This is a genomic window from uncultured Megasphaera sp. (assembly GCF_900539295.1).
Taxonomy (GTDB): domain Bacteria; phylum Bacillota; class Negativicutes; order Veillonellales; family Megasphaeraceae; genus Megasphaera.
Genome location: NZ_UQBH01000008.1, coordinates 60,106 through 78,261, shown reverse-complemented (window position 1 = coordinate 78,261; position 18,156 = coordinate 60,106). Strand labels below are relative to the sequence as shown.

General features: G+C 55.7%; 16 protein-coding genes and 1 riboswitch. Of the genes, 1 reads left to right on the top strand and 15 read right to left on the bottom strand.

Annotation, left to right across the window (positions count from 1 at the left end; all coding sequences use genetic code 11):
• Positions 1–6 precede the first annotated feature (6 nt).
• The 12 genes from QZQ46_RS04195 to QZQ46_RS04140 all read right to left on the bottom strand — a co-directional run bounded on the left by QZQ46_RS04195 (position 7) and on the right by QZQ46_RS04140 (position 11,747).
• Complete coding sequence (locus QZQ46_RS04195; RefSeq protein ID WP_296827114.1) at positions 7–867, bottom strand: GHMP kinase; 861 nt, start codon at positions 865–867, stop codon at positions 7–9.
• Positions 858–1,817, bottom strand: a complete 960-nt coding sequence (gene cbiB / locus QZQ46_RS04190; protein WP_296827111.1) for an adenosylcobinamide-phosphate synthase CbiB — start codon at positions 1,815–1,817, stop codon at positions 858–860. The genes QZQ46_RS04195 and cbiB overlap by 10 nt, the downstream gene beginning before the upstream one ends.
• Entirely contained in the window at positions 1,814–3,343 is a 1,530-nt protein-coding gene (locus QZQ46_RS04185; protein WP_296827109.1) for a cobyric acid synthase, read from the bottom strand. Before QZQ46_RS04185 ends, cbiB begins: the two co-directional genes overlap by 4 nt.
• Before the next feature lie 136 nt (positions 3,344–3,479).
• A complete protein-coding gene (gene htpX, locus QZQ46_RS04180) occupies positions 3,480–4,337 on the bottom strand; it encodes a zinc metalloprotease HtpX (protein WP_296827106.1) in 858 nt (285 codons plus the stop codon).
• Positions 4,338–4,432: 95 nt separating this feature from the next.
• Positions 4,433–4,978: a hypothetical protein gene (locus QZQ46_RS04175; protein WP_296827105.1), complete on the bottom strand. Its 546-nt coding sequence runs from the start codon at positions 4,976–4,978 to the stop codon at positions 4,433–4,435.
• 12 nt (positions 4,979–4,990) lie between these two features.
• Entirely contained in the window at positions 4,991–5,617 is a 627-nt protein-coding gene (locus QZQ46_RS04170) for a site-2 protease family protein (RefSeq protein WP_296827103.1), read from the bottom strand.
• Between the two features lie 93 nt (positions 5,618–5,710).
• A complete protein-coding gene (locus QZQ46_RS04165; protein ID WP_296827101.1) occupies positions 5,711–6,331 on the bottom strand; it encodes a cyclodeaminase/cyclohydrolase family protein in 621 nt (206 codons plus the stop codon).
• A 1-nt stretch (position 6,332) separates the two neighbouring features.
• A complete protein-coding gene (locus tag QZQ46_RS04160; RefSeq protein WP_296827099.1) occupies positions 6,333–8,012 on the bottom strand; it encodes a formate--tetrahydrofolate ligase in 1,680 nt (559 codons plus the stop codon).
• A 45-nt stretch (positions 8,013–8,057) separates the two neighbouring features.
• A riboswitch (ZMP/ZTP riboswitch) is annotated at positions 8,058–8,135 on the bottom strand.
• Between the two features lie 86 nt (positions 8,136–8,221).
• On the bottom strand, positions 8,222–9,733 hold the full coding sequence (locus QZQ46_RS04155) for a phosphomannomutase/phosphoglucomutase (RefSeq protein WP_296827097.1): 1,512 nt from the start codon (positions 9,731–9,733) through the stop codon (positions 8,222–8,224).
• Between the two features lie 111 nt (positions 9,734–9,844).
• Complete coding sequence (locus QZQ46_RS04150) at positions 9,845–10,663, bottom strand: Cof-type HAD-IIB family hydrolase (protein WP_296827095.1); 819 nt, start codon at positions 10,661–10,663, stop codon at positions 9,845–9,847.
• Positions 10,664–10,801: 138 nt separating this feature from the next.
• The gene (locus tag QZQ46_RS04145) at positions 10,802–11,263 is read right to left on the bottom strand and encodes a hypothetical protein (RefSeq protein ID WP_296827093.1); all 462 of its coding nucleotides are present in this window, start codon (positions 11,261–11,263) and stop codon (positions 10,802–10,804) included.
• Between the two features lie 46 nt (positions 11,264–11,309).
• Positions 11,310–11,747, bottom strand: coding sequence for an Rrf2 family transcriptional regulator (locus QZQ46_RS04140; protein ID WP_296827091.1), 438 nt, complete (start codon positions 11,745–11,747; stop codon positions 11,310–11,312).
• 234 nt (positions 11,748–11,981) lie between these two features.
• Between QZQ46_RS04140 and QZQ46_RS04135 the strand changes: the two genes are divergently transcribed.
• Positions 11,982–13,592: a peptide chain release factor 3 gene (locus tag QZQ46_RS04135; protein WP_296827089.1), complete on the top strand. Its 1,611-nt coding sequence runs from the start codon at positions 11,982–11,984 to the stop codon at positions 13,590–13,592.
• A 96-nt stretch (positions 13,593–13,688) separates the two neighbouring features.
• On the opposite strand, the gene QZQ46_RS04130 is transcribed toward QZQ46_RS04135, so the two are convergent.
• The 3 genes from QZQ46_RS04130 to QZQ46_RS04120 all read right to left on the bottom strand — a co-directional run bounded on the left by QZQ46_RS04130 (position 13,689) and on the right by QZQ46_RS04120 (position 18,146).
• On the bottom strand, positions 13,689–14,612 hold the full coding sequence (locus QZQ46_RS04130) for a metallophosphoesterase (protein ID WP_296827087.1): 924 nt from the start codon (positions 14,610–14,612) through the stop codon (positions 13,689–13,691).
• Positions 14,613–14,676: 64 nt separating this feature from the next.
• The gene (locus QZQ46_RS04125; RefSeq protein WP_296827085.1) at positions 14,677–15,657 is read right to left on the bottom strand and encodes a Gfo/Idh/MocA family protein; all 981 of its coding nucleotides are present in this window, start codon (positions 15,655–15,657) and stop codon (positions 14,677–14,679) included.
• Between the two features lie 17 nt (positions 15,658–15,674).
• A complete protein-coding gene (locus QZQ46_RS04120) occupies positions 15,675–18,146 on the bottom strand; it encodes a homocysteine S-methyltransferase family protein (RefSeq protein WP_296827083.1) in 2,472 nt (823 codons plus the stop codon).
• Positions 18,147–18,156 lie beyond the last annotated feature (10 nt).

The following is an 18,156-nucleotide window of genomic DNA, read 5'->3' as shown; positions in this document are numbered from 1 at the left end:
AGCATTTCACCTCCTTTCGATAAAGATGCCGCCCGACTGTAAATGGACCGTCCCGGCATAGGTCCACTGCGGAAACTGCGCCGTCAACGGCCGGACGATGTCGGAAAGGACCTCCCCTTCCCGGCCCTTCTTAAAAAAGACGCCGGCTACGGTCCCGCTGTGGGCCGTATTGACCCCGACGACGCCAGGACACGGAAGGGCTGCTGCTACAAAGGCCGGAAAGTCAGGCTTTTCCAGGAGGACCTGATTGGCAAGAGCGCTGTAGGTGGCTGCCTTACCCAATTTTTCCGGCGTCAAAGGCCTTTCTAAGAGGGCCAAGCCGGCAGCGATGGCCGTCGAATCAGGATGCCGACGAGCCCTTCCCTTGCCATGGAAGGTCACGGTGTCGACGGTGCCGCCGGCGTCAAAGACGGCGATGGCAAGATCAGGAACGGGGTGAAGGCGGTCCCGGATTTCCCCCGTATCGGGCTCGATGACGGCCAGGCCCCGACAAAAAACGCCGTCTGTCGGCTCGATAGAAGCTGCCAGGCGGCCTATGTCTTCTTCTCTAATGCGCCGTCCCGAAGCGGCCCCGACGGCAGCCAGGACGGCGCAGATGTCGGCGGAGCTCGAGGCCATGCCCTTGCCGACGGGAAGGTCCGACGTCAGGCAAAAGTCGTAAGGCAGGTCCAACACCCGGCAGTAGTCCCGGGCCAGGTCAAAGGCCCATTTCGCCTTGACGCCTCCGCCCATGAGCCGGCCCGTGCCGGGACGGACCGTGACCGTACTATAGCGGTCGATGGGACAGGTCACTAAAAAAGGTTCATCGTGCCAATAGCCCTGCATGATTTCGCCGCAGGAACCGGGCACGCGGACGATCAGCTCCATAGGCCGTACCGTGCCCAAGACAAGAGGGCCGTCAAGACGCCTGCCAGAAGAGACGAACCGTACATGAGGCGGATGGTCTGTTTAATGTGGATCGGTTCCAGTTCGCGGCCGGCATCACCCATGTATTCTCGGAAAGTATCCTTCCCGAAATAACGGTTGTGGCCGCCGAGACGGATTCCCAAGGCTCCGGCAACGGTCGCTTCGGCATAACCGCCGTTGGGACTGGGATGCTTTTTCGCATCGCGGCGCATGATCTGCCAGGCCTGTTTGTAGTCATAGCCGAGGATGGCGGCTACGGCAATCAATAAGAGTCCCGTCAGCCGGGCCGGGATGTAGTTTAAGACGTCGTCGACGCGGGCGGCGACGCGGCCAAAGTAAATATAGCGGTCGTTCTTATAGCCGATCATGGAATCAAGGGTATTGGCTGCCCGGTAGACGACGGCCAAGGGCAGGCCGCCGAGGGCGAAGAAAAATAAGGGCGAAATGATGCCGTCGACAGTATTTTCGGCAATCGTTTCTACTGTCGCTCTCGTCACTTCCGGACTGTCGAGGTGCTTCGTGTCCCGGCCGACGATTTGACCGACCTTGATGCGGGCCATGCGCAGGTGGCGGCGCAGGAGATAGTTATAAATATCGCGGCCGGCCTTGGCCAGGCTGTGGGGGCAGATCATAAAGGACAGGATGAGGCCCTGGATGGCGTAATTCACCCCTTGGTGCGGGAGAAATTCCAAGATCAGGACGATGGCCAGGGTCAGATTATAGAAAAATAGCAGGGTAATGAATACCAACAGGCCGCCTAAGATGAAATGCTCCCACTTGGATGATTTTTCATTGTAAAAGAAGCGTTCCAGCATACTGATAAAGGACCCCATCAAGGCGACGGGATGGAGCGTCGTCCGCGGGTCGCCGATGATAAAATCGATAATAAAAGCCGTGATGACCGTAATCATCGTATCCCCTCCTCTATAATGCGCTGCAGGCGCGGCATGTCGAGACTGTCGCGAACGACGGCAGCCAGACGGTCGTACTTCTCTTCTTTTTCCTGTCGGTAATGCAGGGAAACGGGAAGATTCGGCCAGCCTTTGCGGCAGCGCAGGACATTCAAGAACCGGCGCCGGAAGTCGTCGTTGTCAAAGATGCCGTGAATATAAGTTCCCCAGGCCAGGCCGTCCCGGCGAGCCGCTCCCACCGTAATCTGACAAGGCTGCTGCGACCGGCTGGTGACGACGAAGGGATAGGCATCGCGGCCGTCAGCCTCGGTCCGTCCCATGTGGATTTCATAGCCCGTAAGCGCCCCGGCGTCAATAGACTCGCCTAAAAAAGGCAGGCTCCGGCATTCGGCCGTCACTTGAAAAGTCAGCTTTTCCGGGCTGAAGGTCGTCGTCCCCTGCAGGAGGTGCAGGCCTTCGACGGATTTCAAATCGGATTCGCTCCTGTCGGGATCGACGACGGCATCGCCCATCATCTGATAGCCGCCGCAGATACCGATGACCGGTTTCCCTTGCTTCATAAAGGCCTTAAGGGCCTGATCCCAGCCGTGTTCTTTTAGGAACAACAAGTCTTCCGTCGTGTTCTTACTGCCCGGCAGGATGACGGCGTCGGCACCAGAAAGTTCGTCAGGCCCGCTGATATAATAAAGATCCGTATCTTTTTCCCGCGACAAGCTGTCGAAGTCGGTAAAATTAGAAATCTTCGGGACCTTGACGACGGCGATGTTGATGTTGTCCGGCGACGGACCGCATCCCTTCTCTTCGAGGGAGACGGAATCTTCATCGTCAATGCCGAGGTCGCCAATGTAAGGAATGACGCCTAAGACGGGCTTTCCCGTCTTTTTTTCTAAGAACTCGACGGCCGGCGTAAAGAGCGATACGTCGCCGCGGAATTTATTGATAATGAGGCCTTTGACGTGAGCCCGCTCTTCTTCGTCGAGGAGCTCCAAGGTGCCGACCAGGGCCGCCAGGGAGCCGCCGCGGTCGATGTCGGCCACCAAGAGGACCGGTGCGCCCAAATATTTGGCGACGCGCATATTGACGATGTCGTGGTCTTTGAGGTTGATCTCGGCGGGACTGCCGGCACCTTCGATGACCAGTCGGTCGTAGGCCTTGTCGAGGCGTGAAAGCGCAGCCTTTACGGCGTCAAAGGCCTTGATGGCATAGCCCTTGTGGTATTCCCGGGCCGACATATTACCGACGGGCTTTCCGCCGATGATGACCTGGGAGCAGGCATTTCCCGTAGGCTTTAAGAGGACGGGATTCATATCGACCATAGGAAGGAGGCCTGCCGCCTCGGCTTGGGCGACCTGGGCCCGACCCATTTCCAAGCCGTCAGCGGTTACATAGGAATTAAGGGCCATATTCTGAGCCTTAAAGGGAACGACGCGCTGCCCCTCTTGTAAAAAAATACGGCACAATGCCGTCGTAAGGATACTCTTGCCGACATGGGAACTCGTCCCCTGCAGCATGATATATTGTGCCAACCTTTCCCCCTCCTGACATAAAAAAACTGTATAGCTGCAATGGTTTTATTATATCGTTTCTGCAAAAAAATGCAAACGCCGGGAAACGGAAAAAGCCGCCCGCCCGAAAGATAATTCGGGGAGCGGCGATAAGCGCTTATCCGTGTAATTGTCTGTCTAAGTCTTCGAGACGGGCAATGCGGTCTTCTGTCGGCGGGTGGGTGCTGAACAGGTTCATCAAGGTACTGCGGGCCCCGGAGAAGGGGTTGATGATGCACATGTGGGCCGTCGCCTTGCTGGCACCGGGCAATACCTGATAGTGGGCATAGTTGTCGATTTTCGCCAAGGCACGGGCCAAGGCAATGGGATCGTCGATCATGCGTCCCCCTTCTTCATCAGCCATGTATTCCCGCGTCCGCGAGATACCCATTTGGATGACCGACGCAGCCAAGGGCGCTAAGAGAGCCGTTGCGATGAGGGCGATGGGATTGCTGCCTTCACCGTCTTCACTGCGGCCGCCGCCGAAAATGGCAGCCCACTGGGCCATATTGGCGATCATGGCAATGGCGCTGGCAAAGCTGGCGACGATGGTGCTGATGAGGATGTCGCGATGGAGAACGTGGCTCATTTCATGGGCCAGGACGCCGCGGATCTCATCTTCATCGAGGAGATTCATGATCCCTGCCGTTGCCGCTACGGCTGCATGGGACGGATTCCGTCCGGTCGCAAAGGCGTTGGGCACATCGGTCGGGATGATGTAGACCTTGGGCATGGGCAGGTTGGCCCGTTGAGCCAGATCAGCCACGATGCGGTACAGGTAATGATCTTCCCCGACTTGTTCGGCCTTGTAGGCCCGCAGTACCATCGTATCGCTGAACCAATAGGAGAAGAAATTCATACCCATGGCGATAATAAACATAATCATGACGCCGCTGCGGCCGCCGAAAATGCCGCCCAGAGCCATGAGGATACAGGCCAGGGCCGTCATGAGGAATACCGTTTTTACACTGTTCATAAAACTCACCCTCTTCAAAAAAAGCTAAAGGTCAAAAGGTTAAATTTGCTATGCCCCTATTATATACGTTCTCAGGTACATTGTCAACAAAGGGACTATTTCAGGATCTCATTGTTGTAGCGGCGGATGTAGACGATGTAATCGCCGCTCTTGTCCTTCTGGCCGTCAAAGGCGACGGTGATGGAGACGTCATCTTGTTTCCATTCCACTTCCTTGTCGCTCTGCTTGACCGGGAAGTTCTCCATATTGGAATAAATCGTCGCTACGAGTCGGGTGTAAATGGACTTGGCCGTCGCCTTGTCCTTGGTCTTAAAGTAGTTGTCAAAGGCTAAGACCCGGCCCTTGGCCGACGTATCGGCCGAAAAGATTTCAATGCCTTCGGTGACGGAAACGTTCTTTACGACAGACGTCCGTTCGGCTTTTTCCGTGAAGGACACGGTGCTGCCATAGAAGGTCCAGTCCGATAAGACGGAAAAGTTGCCGTCAAAATCGGCGCGGGGCATGCCCAGGTACACCGTCTGATAGGCCGTCAAGGGATTGGCGGCGATTTCATCGACGGACTGATTATAGTCAAAAGCACCGGCCGAAGCCGTGAGCGCCGTCCACAGTAAACCGGCGGCGATGATCTTTTTATACATCATTATAACTCCTCCTTACCAAAAGGGAGCCAGCAGCAGCGAGAATATAGTAAATACCAGGCGCTGCAGGGGAATCAAAATATAGGTGAAAACAGGGGTCATCATCAAGGCGATGAGGATCAGGAAGCTGTAGCGTTCGATGCTGGCCAGCTTATACGACCATTCCGTCGGCAAAAAGCACATCAGGACCCGCGAGCCGTCGAGAGGCGGCAAGGGCAGCATGTTGAAGATGGCAAAGTTGACGTTGTACAACACGATGAGCTGCAGTACCATGGGCAGAGCCGTCGAGGTGAAGAGGTTCAGCTTGGCGAAGACCAGCTGGACGACGAGGGCGATAAAGCCGGTGATCAGGTTGGACACCGGGCCGGCCAGGGCCACGCAGATCTCCCCTTTTCGCCAATTGCGGAAGTTTCCGGGATTGATCATGACCGGCTTGGCCCAGCCAAAGCGGGCTACGAGCAGCATCATGAGCCCCACCGGGTCGATGTGGGCTACGGGATTCAGGGTCAGGCGCCCCATCATCCGCGGCGTGTCGTCCCCCATCCAGTCTGCGACTTGGGCGTAGGCATATTCGTGAATGACCAGGGCAATGAGCAGGCCGGGGATACCGGCGATGATCGCAAGTATATTGAAATCAAACATAGAATTGTATTCTCCTTTCGTATACTTTATATTATACGGTATCTCGACCTATATAACAAGAGAGGCTGCCGCACGGCGACAGTCTCTCATAGGTTAACGCTGACGATATTCGTATTCTACATTCTGTTCGACCATGACGGCCTTTTCTTCGATTTCGCGGATCTGGGCGATCATCTGGTCGACGAAGGCCTCGTCTTTAATGGAACGCAGGTTGATGCGGACGCTGTAGAAGGCCGAGCGCATGGCGGCTCTGGCGTTCATAGCGGCGATGGCTCCGTCGGTAATGACCCAGGCGTTGCCGTAGCGGACGACCTGTTCCGCTAACTGCAGGAGGGCGAAGATGTCCTTCCCCAGCTCAAAGGGCGACGTGGCTGCATCTTTAAAGGCCTGCTGGACGATAGCCGTCCGGTCGGGCGTGTCCTTTGGCAGGCGGACGGAACGGATGACGTTGTCGAAGGCCGCCGCGTCTTCGGCGATGCCTTCAAGATACCGCTGCCGCAGCACCTGGGCCTTGTCGCGAATGGAAATCATGAGTTTTTCGATCTCTTCATAGCCTTTTTTCCCGATGGTCAGGTTGGCCACCATTTCGACCAGGGCTGCTGCCGACGCAGCCGTCATGGCGGCGATGCCGCCGCCGCCGGGAATGGGCTCTTTCGATGCCGTGACGGTCAGGAGCTCGTCGAGGGGCATCGATTGGAACTTCGTATAATCCATCTTAGAAGAGACCTGTAATGACACCGTTTTCGTCGATGTCCATGCGGTTGGCCGCCGGGACCTTCGGCAGGCCCGGCATGGTCATGATGTTGCTCGTCTGGCAGACGATGAAGCCGGCACCGGTGCAGACGCGGACGTCTTTGACGGTAACCGTAAAGTGCTTCGGTGCGCCCAAAAGGGCCGGATTATCCGACAGGGAATACTGAGTCTTGGCCACGCAGACCGGCATGTGGTCGAGACCGAAGGCTTCCAGTTCCTGAATCTGTTTCTTGGCGTTGCCTTCAAAGACGACGCCGTCGCCGCCGTATACCTTTTGGACGATGGCCGTCAGTTTTTCCGGAATGGAAGCGTTGACGTCGTAAATCGGTTTGTACGGCGTCTTGGGCTGTTCCAGCATCTTGAGGACCTTTTCGCCCATTTCGACGCCGCCCTTGCCGCCTTCGGCCCAGCAGTTGTTGAGGGCTGCCTCGACGCCATAGTCGGCGCAGAGGTCGCGCAGAGCTTGGATTTCAGCATCCGTATCGCTGATGAATTTATTGATGCCGACGACGACGGGGACGTCGAAGAGGCGCATGTTTTCGATGTGCTTGGCAAGATTGGCAAAGCCCTTTTTCAAAGCTTCGACGTTTTCTTCCTGGAGGTTCTTCTTATCGACGCCGCCGTGCATCTTGAGGGCCCGGACAGTGGCGACGATGACGACGGCATCGGGTTTGATACCGGCGAAACGGCACTTGATGTCCATGAACTTTTCAGCGCCGAGGTCAGCACCGAAACCGGCTTCCGTAACGGCGATGTCCCCCATCTTCATGGCCAATTTCGTGGCGACGACGGAGTTGCAGCCGTGGGCGATGTTGGCAAAGGGGCCGCCGTGGACCAGGGCCGGCGTATGTTCGATCGTCTGAACGAGGTTCGGCTTGATGGCATCTTTCATGAGGATAGCCATGGCCCCTTCGACGCCGAGCTGCCGGGCCGTGACCAAATTGCCGTCAAGGTCATAGGCAACGGTGATGTCCCCCATCCGCTTCTTGAGGTCCATGAGGTCGCTGGCAAGGCACAGAGCCGCCATGATTTCCGAAGCGACGGTGATCATGAAGTGGTCTTCCCGCGGGAAGCCGCAGACCTTGCCGCCCATGCCGACGACGAGGTTGCGAAGGGCCCGGTCGTTCATGTCCATGACCCGCTTCCAGATGATGCGGCGCACGTCGATGCGAAGGGCATTGCCCTGATGGACGTGGTTGTCGATGGCTGCTGCCAAGAGGTTGTTGGCCGCCGTAATGGCGTGCATGTCACCGGTGAAATGGAGGTTGATGTCTTCCATGGGCAGGACCTGGGAATATCCGCCGCCGGCAGCGCCGCCTTTGATGCCGAAAACAGGGCCCAGGGACGGTTCGCGCAGGGCGACGACGGCCTTATGCCCCATGTAATTTAAAGCCTGGGCCAGGCCGATGGTCGTCAGGGTCTTGCCTTCGCCGGCCGGCGTCGGCGTAATGGCCGTAACCAAGACGAGCTTGCCGTCTTTTTCTTTGGAAAGGCGCTTGATGGCGTCAAAGGAAATCTTGGCCTTGTATTTCCCGTAGAGTTCCAAATCGTCGTCCGTCAGTCCGACCTTCTTTGCAATGGTCGTAATCGGTTCTAATGTCGTCTGTTGTGCAATTTCGATATCGCTTAATACCTTTGCCATGGTAGTCACTCCTTGTCCGCTGCATAAAAAAAGGCCGCTCCGCTGGTAAGTTGCCCAGACGGTCGGCTTCAAGAAATCATGCTCCCCGTGGTAACTCCACTTCCGTCAGTCACATGATTGTGCACTTATTATACAAAAAAACAGCCCTCGTCGTCAAGGGCTGTTTTCAGGTACGATAAGAATGGACGGTGGAAAAAGACTTCGTCCCCTTATTCCGGAAGGACGGTGATATTCAGGCGGTCAAAGCCGGAAAGGAGGCCTTTCACTTCCTTGGCAATGACATCGCATCCCCCGACCTCTTTACTTTCAATGTTGAGGGGCATATTGGGATCGTGGAGGGACATGCGCAGGAGGGCCCAGCCGCTCGGGAATACGAGGCGGACGCCTTCATAAGACGGTTTGGCAATGGTGATGCCCTTTTCCTGTGCCCGTGCTTCAAAAGTTTTCAGGACGTCGGCACCATAAGCTTGTACGTCGCCGTCACCGCTGATTTTGAGGCGGTATTCGACGCCTTCGGCAGGCTGGCCGAGGGCTTTGATGAGATCGCCCAAGGGCTTTCCGGCCTTCTTGGCCTTGGCTGCAGCTATGAGCAGCTTGACGGCCAAATAGGCGCCGTCGTCGAGGTAGTAGTTTTCACTGAGAGCGCCGTGGCCCGACGTTTCGATGGCCAACGGCGATACGGTGCCGCCTTCGTTGAGGCGGATGCATTCGTCGATGACGTTCTTATAGCCCCGCATGTAGCGGTGATGAACGAGGTGAAGTTCGTCCTGAAGGAAGGCCGTCAGTTCGTCTGACGTGACCGAGTCGGTGACGATGGTGCTGCCCGGATAGTCCGGCGCCAAAATGGCCGCCATCATGGCGATGAGGGCGTTGCGGTTGATTTCATCCCCACTGGGCAGGACGGCGCTCATGCGGTCGACGTCGGTATCGAAGATGAGGCCCAGGTCGGCTTTGTTGTCGAGGACGGCTTTACGGATGGAGGCCATGGCTTCGGCATTTTCCGGGTTGGGAATGTGGTTCGGGAAATGGCCGTCCGGTTCGAGGAACTGGCTCCCCGTCGTATCGGCGCCGAGAGGCCCTAGGACCTTAGTAGCAAAGAATCCGCCGCTGCCGTTGCCGGCGTCGACGACGATATGCATCCCTTCCAAGGGACGGTCGTACATGCCGGCGCAGAGACCGGCGCAGATTTTCTGGCGCAGGTGGAGAGCATAGCGGTCGATGAGGTCGAGGGAAGCCATGGCCGCCGAGGAAACGGCCGTTGCCGACAGTTTCGACGCCAAGGTCAGGACTTCTTTGACTTCTTTCTTTTCAAGGCCGCCCCTTTCGGTAAAGAATTTGAGGCCGTTGCGGTTATAAGGCAGATGGCTGGCCGTAATCATGATGGCTCCGTCCATGTGGGTATCTTCGAAAATGATGGACATGAACATAGCCGGCGTCGAAGCCAGGCCGCAGTCGGTGACGTGAACGTCTTTGCCTAGGAGGCCGCTGAAGACGGCTTCTTTCATCATCTTGGCCGAAATGCGCGAATCGTGGCCGACAGCGATGCGCAGGTCACTCTTCTTCTTGCCCAGCCGATTTGCCAAAAATTCGGCAAAGCCGGCGGCAATGCGGTTGACCGCTTCCGGCGTCAAGGTCACCGGTTCGTCCGCTACGCCTTCGACGGCGACGCCGCGGACGTCGCTTCCGTTCTGTAATTTAAGGATTGCTTCTGTAGAGGTCATATGCCTGTTCCGACTGTCTCCCATTCGGCGGAGACAGCTTTTCCTTTCTGTAATCTTATTTTATCATACTGAAAATCGGTCCCCGAAGCAAGGCTTACAGGGACCTGTCATTTATAAGACGTATTTTTCGATGGCTTCGGCCACGGCGCCTTCGTTATTAGTCGCGTCGGTCACGACGTCGCAGTACTGGCGAATCATCGGGTTCAAGTTGCGGACGCCGACGGAAAGACCGGCAGCCTGGAGCATGGCGACGTCGTTGATGTTGTCGCCGATGGCCATCGTTTCTTCATGAGGCACGCCGAGGAGATCCGCCAATTTCAAGAGGCCGGCTCCCTTATTGACGCCTTTATGCATGAATTCAATATAGCGGTTGCTGGAAAAGCTGACCGTAATATCGTCTAGGAGCGGTTTCAATTCGGCATGAACTCGTTCCAAATAGTCGTAGTCCGTATTGGTCAGGATCAATTTAGAAACTTCCTCCTTGCCGCGGATAAAGTCAAGGGTCGTTTCTTCACAGGGAACGTAGCCCATGCGGCCCTTCAGAAAAGCTTCTTCGTCAGGCGTTATGTTGGTGATATAGACGACTTCCCGCGTATAGATGTGCAGGCACTGACCGTAGGTGCAGCACTGACGGAAAATCTTATCGGCCAAATCGAAGGGAATGGGGTCCCAAAAAATCGAGCGGCTGCCCTTATTTTCCGTGATATTGCCGCCGTTAAAGCCGATGACGTACTGCGACGGCTGTTCATAAAGGCCCAAGGTCTTTAAAACACCGTCAATGGAACGAAAGCCCCGGCCCGTGCAGGGAACGAATTTGACGCCCTTTTCGACGGCCTTGGCAATGGCTTCAATATTTCGCTGACAAATCGTCGCATCGCTGCTGAGCAGCGTTTCATCCATGTCACAAGCGATGATTTTATAGTTATTCATTACCTTCTCCTTTACAAATTGATGAATTTAGAAAACTCGTTACGTTCTGAACATATCATGTTCCCGACAAATTCGCCACCCAAGGGACAAAATCAGTCCCGGTATGGCAAAAAGGAAGGGCTCCCCGCCCTTCCTTTTTTATGACCGATCGCGGCGATGGCGGATGGCCCGCCAAGCGGCCGATACGGCTTTAAACAACACATAGATGATGATGACATTAAACAATAAGCCGAGAAAATCGGCGGCCCAGCCAAAGTTCCCCATTCCAAAGAGGCTGCTCAGCATACTGCCGAGGAACATGCCGCCGGCAAAGAGGCCGATACCGCGCATAGCGCCGCCCCATGCCGAAGAATTGTTGGCTCGGGTATTGGCGTTGGTCCGGGGCGCTGCCGTCTGATTCCGGGTTTGGGATTGTGCCGATGAAGCATTGTTCGTCGTATTGGCCTTCGGTGCCGGAGCTGCCTTAGGCGCCGGTGCCGACCGAGGTGCCGACATGCGAATGCCGCCTTTTGCAGCTTGGACCGGCTGGTACACAGGGGCCGTCAAGAAAGCCGCCTGGAGAAGTAAGAGACAAGTCACGCAAAAAAACTTTTTCTTCATGGTAATTTCCTTTCCTATCGATAGATGAGCCGGCAATGCGGCTGGGTTATTCTGCTTTCTCCGCCGGGATCACATCGCTCTTCGGAGCGGAAATCAGATCGTGTAAGGGGATGGCTGCCAAGTTCTCCGCCAGTTTATCCTGGATGGCCGCATAGGCATCGTGGGTCGGGCAAGAACCGTGACGGCGGCGATACAGGCATTCAAAACTGCCGTCGAGGCAGCTGATGATCATGTTATCCCGATCCATAACGGTGATGACGTCCATCAGGTTCAATTCATGGAGATCTTTCGCCAGTCGGCAGCCGCCTTGGGCGCCGCGGATGATTTCAATATATCCGGCCTGCTCGAGCTTCTTGGAAATCTTATAAGCAAACTGACGGGGAATCATCTGTTCATCGCTGATTTCCCGAATATTCTTCTGTTCCCAATCAGCCAGGGACCGTAAAATACGTATTGCGTAGTCAGTTTCTCTTGTTATTATCACTTTAACATGCTCCTTCTTTATTCTCTATGGATTAAGTCTATTATAACCTGAAATCAAGAGGAAGGCTATACTTTACTCATAGGAAATGATAAAAAATTCACGTCTATATAAAATTTATAAGTTGTGTGACGAACGACCCGTTTTGCGCATAATAGAATCTTGCCAGTGACTGCAAAAACTTATATAATAAAGAGTACTTGCATATTTTAGCTTTAACAATAGATGAGGTGTACTATGTCATTAATCGATGAAGTAAATAATCGCCGTACTTTTGCCATCATCTCTCACCCCGATGCCGGTAAGACGACGCTGACTGAAAAATTGCTGCTCTACGGAGGCGCCATCCACCTGGCCGGTTCGGTCAAGGCCCGGAAGACGGCCAAGCACGCCGTTTCGGACTGGATGGAAATCGAAAAGCAGCGCGGTATCTCCGTCACCAGCTCGGTTTTGCAGTTCGACTACGAAGGCCATCACATCAACATTCTCGATACGCCGGGCCATCAGGACTTCAGTGAAGATACGTACCGGACGCTGATGGCAGCTGACAGTGCCGTCATGCTCATCGACGTCGCCAAGGGCGTCGAAGCGCAGACGAAAAAGTTATTCCGCGTCTGTAAAGAACGGGGCATCCCCATCTTTACCTTTGTCAATAAAATCGACCATTTCGGCCGCAACCCCTTCGACCTCATGGATGAAATCGAAGACATTTTGGGCATCCACGCCTACCCCATGAACTGGCCTATCGGCCTCAACGGCAGCTACCAGGGCATTTACGACCGGGCCTCGTCGTCCATCGAACTCTTTGAAAAGGACACGACCCACGGCCAGCGCAAACTGGCGTCGACCAAGGGTTCTGCCGACGATCCCGTCTTCAAGGAACTCCTCGACGAAGACGTCCACCAGGGCCTCATCGACGACATCGAACTCCTCGACGAAGCCGGCGACGAATTCGACATGGAAAAGGTCAAGCGCGGCGAATTGACGCCCATGTTCTTCGGCTCGGCCATGACCAACTTCGGCGTCAAGCCCTTCCTCGAAGAATTCCTGCGCATGGCACCAAAACCGCAGCCGCGAAAATGCCTCGAAGGCTCCGTCGAACCGACGTCGGATCAGTTCACGTCCTTCGTCTTTAAGATCCAGGCCAACATGAATCCCCAGCACCACGACCGCATCGTCTTCATGCGCATCTGCTCGGGCAAATTCGAAAAGGGCATGTCCGTCACCCACCGTCAGTCCGGCAAGACCCTGCGGCTCATGCAGCCCCAGCAGTTCCTGGCAACGGAACGAACGATCATCGAAGACGCTTATCCCGGCGACATCATCGGCGTCTTTGACAACGGCACCATGGGCGTCGGCGATACCTTATACGACGGGAAAAAGAAGGTCACCTTCAAGGACTTCCCGACCTTCCCGCCGGAACTCTTCGCCCGCATCCGCGCCAAGGACTCCATGAAGCGCAAACAGTTCCTCAAGGGCATGACCCAATTAGCCCAGGAAGGGGCCGTTCAGATCTATGAAAACATGGGCTCCATGGAAAGCTACATCGTCGGTGCCGTCGGCCAACTGCAGTTCGAAGTCCTCGAATACCGGCTGAAACACGAATACGGCGTCGATTTAGAAATGAACCGCCTGCCCTACACCGTCGCCCGCTGGATTCAGGACAACGGCCACGACTACAAGGACCTCAAAAACATCGACAGCGCCATGATCGTCAAAGACCATAAGCAGCGCGTCGTCCTGCTCATTACCAACGAATGGCAGGCTAACTGGATCGTCGAACGCAATCCGGACTTCACCTTCTGCACGACGCCGGACCAATTGGTAATCGACGAAGATCAAGAATAAGCACGGCAAAGCACGACAAAAAGACCGAAAAGAAATGAACTTCATTTCTTCTCGGCCTTTTTTATATTCCGGTCCGATGAGGATCGATGCTGAGGGCTAGGCGACGGCGCGGCACCATTCCGGCAGGGTGACGACCCGGTCGAATTGGGGCAGCCAGATGCCGGCCGTATGATTATAAGTCCGAATGAGAATGCGGTCGGCATAGAGGTAAATGGAGTTGGAATAAATGGTTTCTTCGTCCCAATCGCTGTTGTAGACGTTGAGGACCCGGCCTTCATAGTAGTTCTGGTCGTCCATGAAGGTCGCATCGTCCGGCATGGTATGGGTGTGTCCCGATACCCACAGGCGGACCTGGTGGTGGCGGGCCAGGATGCGGCGGATGTCGGCTGCCGGCTGGGCGGAGTTGCGCGGCGACGGCAGGCTGACGCCGGGCTTTTCGGCGACGGCCGTATTTTCTAAGGGAGCGTGGCAAAAGATGATGGTCGGCATCTGACGGTGGGCGGCCAGGGTCTGATCGAGCCAGGTCAGCTGCTGGTGGGATAATTCGACGGCGGCGCCGCCGGTTACCGTGTCCGGTGACAGGAAGACCAAGAGGTAGCCCCGCTGCTCTTTGGCATAATAGAGGGGCCCGAAGGTCTTGGTATAGCGGGCAAAGTGCAGGATGCGCTCGGTACTGCTGCAGGGCCGGAGGTCTTCGCCGTGGCCCGTATAGAGCAGTTCATGGTTGCCGGCAATGAAGGCCTTCCGCTTCTTTAAGCCGTTGACGACGAGGCGTACCAGGCGATATTCTTCGGCGTTGCCGTTGCGCTGGACCATGTCGCCCGTAAAGACGGCTAAATCAAGATCGCGCCAGTCATTCATATCCTGCAGGGCCCCTTCTTTGGCAGCCATATAGCGCAGGCGCTCTTTCGGCGTGACCAGCTTTTTACACGGATAATGGAAATCACTAATGATAGACAGGCGCGAATAATTTTTTCTTTCCAGGTCGTCTCGCTTCCTGGAAAACAGTGTCGAAAACATGGCATCTCCTCCTCATCCCCAATAGAAACAGGCTCTCGCTGTACATATTCAGTATGAGGTCAATTTATGCTTTTTCTTCTTCCGGATAGGTCAATCCCCACTGCTGACGGATGGCAGTCATGAGGTCCATGACGTCCTTAGTGTATTCCTGGCACATGCCCTTACCGCCGTTAGAAACGGCCTGTTCCATGTCGAGAACTTCGTACTGCAGGGCCTTGGCCGTGCTGCCTTCCCGGATGACTTCCTTGCGGCCGTCTTCGGTGTAGGTGATGGTCGCTTCTTCAGCTCGGGGATAGTCGTAGATTTCGATATAGCCCTTATCGAAGGCGGCCATGCCCCTTTTGGGCTGCTTGGCGTGAAGGGACAGGGCTAAGGTTGCCATTTCCCCTTCCCCGTTTTGGAGGAGGATGCCGGCCTGTTCATCGACGCCGGTCGGGGCCCGCAGGACCTGAGAGGCAATCTGATCGGGCTGAGCGCTCATGAAGTAGCGCACGAAGGACAGGGCGTAGACGCCGATATCGAGGAGGGCGCCGCCGGCTAAAGAGCGGTTGAAGAAACGGTTCTTCATGTCGTATTCTTTATAGCTGCCAAAATTCATCTGAACAAAGCGCAGTTTCCCTAAGGCGCCGGAATTGACGAGTTCAGAAAGTTTTTTGTAGATCGGCATGTGGTACAAGGTCATGGCTTCGGCCAGGACGACGCCCTTTTCGTCAGCCACCTTGCGGGCTGCTGCCAATTCCTCACTGTTGAGGGTAATCGACTTTTCGCAGAGGACGTGTTTTCCCGCTTTCAGGGCCGGGATCAGGTACTGGATATGCGTATTATGAGGCGTCGATAAGTAGACGATATCGACGTCGGGATCGAAAAAGATGTCTTCCGGCCGGTCGTAGACTTTGGAAATGCCGTATTTTTCAGCAAAGGAGACGGCTTTTGCATGGGTCCGATTGCCGACGCCATACAAGTTGCCCCCTAACTGCTGCATGGCCTGAGCCAATTCATTGCCAATAACACCGCAACCCAAGGTTGCCCAACGATAGGATGTCATAATACAAATTCCTCCCTTTATGATAACAGGCGGCTGACGAGTTTGACGCAGTCTGCCGCATCTTTTGAATAGCCGTCGGCGCCGATTTCATCGGAAAAGCTCGGTGTGACGGCGGCGCCGCCGATGATGATCTTGCCGTCATAATGCCGATCGGCGGCTTCGGCAATGACGTCTTTCATATGCATCATCGTCGTCGTCATCAAAGCCGACAGGCCGACGACAGACGCCTTGTGGCAAAGGGCCGTCTCAATGATCTTGCCGGCCGGCACGTCTTTGCCAAGGTCGATGACCTTGTAGCCGTAGTTGCGCAGCATGAGGCCGACCAGATTCTTGCCGATGTCATGGACGTCGCCTTCGACGGTGGCGATGATGATGGTCGCCATTTCAGTCTGGCCCGGCGCCTTTTTAATGAGAGGCTCGAGGTAGGCAATGGCCGTCTCCATCGTATTGGCACTGGCAATGAGCTGTGGCAGGAAATAAATCTGCCGATCGTATAAACTGCCGACCTCGGTAATGGCCGGAATGAGCAGTTCATCGATGACGGCGCCCGGCGTCATGCCCTTAGCAAGTTCGGCTTGGGCGAGAGCGACAATGGCATCTTTCTCGCCATCTAAGACGGCCTGATAGACGGGACTGACCGGCTTTTTATCCGTGCCCTCAGACTCCCCCGAGGCGGCCTCGGAAGCGGATTCGCCATGGCGTGCCAAGAGTTCGGCTTCTTGGCGCCGTTTCGCTTCGGCCTCTTTCTTGTCGAAATACTGCATGCGGCGAATATAGCCGAGGTCGCTGCCTTCGCGGTTCATGAGCATATTGGCAGCCGCTGCCGTATTCATTAGGAGGTCCTGAGACGGATTGGCAATAGCCATGGTAAGGCCGCTGGCGATGGCCATGGAGAGGAAGGCGGCATTGACGTACATCCGGTCCGGCAGGCCGAAGGAAATGTTGGACAGGCCGCAGACCGTAGCCAGGCCTAACTCATTTTTACAGTGAGAAAAGGTAGCCATGCAGTCGAGGGCCGCTGCCTTAGCGGCGCCGACGGTAGCGACTAAAGCATCGACGACGATGTCTTCAGGCTGAAAGCCCTGGTCATAGGCCTGCTGCAGGAGTTCGTCGAGGACAGCGTGTTTTTCTTCGAGCGTCTTAGGAATGCCTTCGTCCGATACGGGCAGGGCGATGAACATGGCACCGTACTTCTTGACGACGGGCAGGAGTTTTTCGTATTTTTCCTTTTCCCCGGAAACGGAGTTGACCAGCGCCCGGCCGGGATAGATGCGAAGGGCTGCTTCCATGATGTCCGGCGAGCTGGTATCGATACTGAGCGGCAGTCCCGATACGCCCGTCACTTCGTAGATGGCCTTGAGCATCATTTCCTTTTCATCGATGCCGTTGGTCCCCATGTTGACGTCGAGGACAGCCGCCCCGTTCCGTTCCTGTTCTCGGGCCATGGAGCGGACTAAATCGAGCTTTCCTTCCCGAAGTTCGGCTTGGAGTTTTTTCTTGCCCGTCGGGTTGATCCGTTCGCCAATGACCTGAAAATCGCCGTCGAGGTGAATTTCAAGGACCTGCCGTTCCGACGCCAGGACGCGGGAATGGCTGGCCTGAGGAACTTTCGGCGTCATATCCTGTACGGCATCGGCCAAGGCCTTGATATGGGCCGGCGTCGTGCCGCAGCAGCCGCCGACGATACGGGCGCCGGCTTCGATGAGGAGGCGCCCGTCTTTGGCAAATTCTTCAGGCGTCGTCTTATAGACCGTCTTGTCGCCGTCAAGTTCCGGCAGGCCGGCATTGGGCTTGGCGATGATGGGAATATTGGCGTATTCGTACATCGTTCGTACCGTGTCGACCATGTCGGCTGGGCCCGTCGAACAGTTAAGGCCGACGGCATCGACGCCTAAGTGTTCGAGGACGACGACGGCCGCTTCCGGCGGCGTGCCGTATAAGGTGCGGCCGTCTTTTTCAAAGGTCAGGGTCGCCATGATGGGAAGATCGCAGACTTCTTTGATGGCCAGGACGCAGGCCCGCATTTCCTGGAGGCTCATCATCGTTTCGACGACGAAGAGGTCGACGCCGGCCTCACAGAGGGCTTCTGCCTGCTCCTTATAGACCGTGACCAGTTCTTCAAAGGTCAAATCGCCCATGGGATAGAGCTGGCGGCCGGTCATGGTCATATCACCGGCGACGAAAGCCCTCCCTTGAGCCGCTTCTTTCGAAATGGCTACCAACCCCTCATTGATAGCCTTCAAGTTATCGTCCAGGCCGTATTCCGCCAGTTTCAGGCGGTTGCCCGTAAAGGTCGGCGCATAGACGATCTGAGTCCCGGCGTCGATGAATTGGCGCTGCAAGTCGATCATGACCTGGCGGTTTTCCAAAATCCATTGTTCCGGGCAGACGCCGATAGGCATGCCGGCCTTTTGTAAATTCGTTCCCGTCGCACCGTCGAGCAGGACGACGCCGCGACCTAAGAGCCGCTGAAATTCTTCTTTGGTCAATCTACCTTCC

Coding starts and splice junctions, on each gene's coding strand:
- QZQ46_RS04195 (WP_296827114.1), bottom strand. CDS start 867: ATGGAGCTGATCGTCCGCGTGCCCGGTTCCTGCGGCGAAATCATGCAG.
- cbiB (WP_296827111.1), bottom strand. CDS start 1,817: ATGATTACGGTCATCACGGCTTTTATTATCGATTTTATCATCGGCGAC.
- htpX (WP_296827106.1), bottom strand. CDS start 4,337: ATGAACAGTGTAAAAACGGTATTCCTCATGACGGCCCTGGCCTGTATC.
- QZQ46_RS04175 (WP_296827105.1), bottom strand. CDS start 4,978: ATGATGTATAAAAAGATCATCGCCGCCGGTTTACTGTGGACGGCGCTC.
- QZQ46_RS04170 (WP_296827103.1), bottom strand. CDS start 5,617: ATGTTTGATTTCAATATACTTGCGATCATCGCCGGTATCCCCGGCCTG.
- QZQ46_RS04165 (WP_296827101.1), bottom strand. CDS start 6,331: ATGGATTATACGAAGTTCCAATCGATGCCCCTCGACGAGCTCCTGACC.
- QZQ46_RS04160 (WP_296827099.1), bottom strand. CDS start 8,012: ATGGCAAAGGTATTAAGCGATATCGAAATTGCACAACAGACGACATTA.
- QZQ46_RS04155 (WP_296827097.1), bottom strand. CDS start 9,733: ATGACCTCTACAGAAGCAATCCTTAAATTACAGAACGGAAGCGACGTC.
- QZQ46_RS04150 (WP_296827095.1), bottom strand. CDS start 10,663: ATGAATAACTATAAAATCATCGCTTGTGACATGGATGAAACGCTGCTC.
- QZQ46_RS04145 (WP_296827093.1), bottom strand. CDS start 11,263: ATGAAGAAAAAGTTTTTTTGCGTGACTTGTCTCTTACTTCTCCAGGCG.
- QZQ46_RS04135 (WP_296827089.1), top strand. CDS start 11,982: ATGTCATTAATCGATGAAGTAAATAATCGCCGTACTTTTGCCATCATC.
- QZQ46_RS04130 (WP_296827087.1), bottom strand. CDS start 14,612: ATGTTTTCGACACTGTTTTCCAGGAAGCGAGACGACCTGGAAAGAAAA.
- QZQ46_RS04125 (WP_296827085.1), bottom strand. CDS start 15,657: ATGACATCCTATCGTTGGGCAACCTTGGGTTGCGGTGTTATTGGCAAT.